Origin of the sequence: Paenibacillus lignilyticus, from assembly GCF_017942085.1 — a bacterium.
In the GTDB taxonomy this organism is placed as follows: domain Bacteria; phylum Bacillota; class Bacilli; order Paenibacillales; family Paenibacillaceae; genus Paenibacillus_Z; species Paenibacillus_Z lignilyticus.
This window is the reverse complement of the sequence record NZ_JAGKSP010000057.1, coordinates 1-564: the sequence shown is the minus strand read 5'-3', so window position 1 is coordinate 564 and position 564 is coordinate 1. Positions and strand designations below refer to the sequence as shown.

The following is a 564-nucleotide window of genomic DNA, read 5'->3' as shown; positions in this document are numbered from 1 at the left end:
AATGGAGGTGTAGCGCTTGACGTACTGGGCGCGTACCCCGCTCCTGTTGCTGTTGCAGTTGTCGTACTACAGGTAGTCGTCGCCCCCGTCCGCGGACGACTGGGCGTCGGTGGTCTCGTGGCCGAGGCTGCCTGGGTAGTGCGCACACGTCTCGGTGCCGGCGTCCTCGTAGATGCCGAGCTTGAGGCCCTTGGAGTGCACGTAGTCCGCGGTGCCCTTGATGCCGTCGGGGAACTTCGCGGGGTCGGGGACGAGGCGCCCCTGGGCGTCCCGGCTGTGCGTCTGCCAGCAGTCGTCGATGTTGACGTAGGTGTAACCGGCGTCCTTCAGACCGGAGCTAACCAGGTAGTCGGCGGTCTGCTCGATCAGCTGCTCGCTCACGTTGCAGTCGATACTGTTCCACTCGTTATACCCTATTCAGGCCATTCATGTCAATCTGTTTTCCACTGCTACAACCGACGTAGCTCTTACTGCGATTTTTCCCTCTTCGCCCGCCTCACTCTGCACACCCTCTCTCTTTTCTCACTCTGTTACGCATCTGTATTGTCTTTTCACACTTTTTAT

1 protein-coding gene is annotated in these 564 nt (G+C 59.2%); it reads right to left on the bottom strand.

Translation table 11 applies throughout. From position 1 onward, the window contains the following. Positions 1-66: 66 nt before the first annotated feature. A complete protein-coding gene (locus tag I8J30_RS32685; RefSeq protein WP_210664504.1) occupies positions 67-381 on the bottom strand; it encodes an alpha-amylase family protein in 315 nt (104 codons plus the stop codon). Between the last annotated feature and the right edge of the window lie 183 nt (positions 382-564).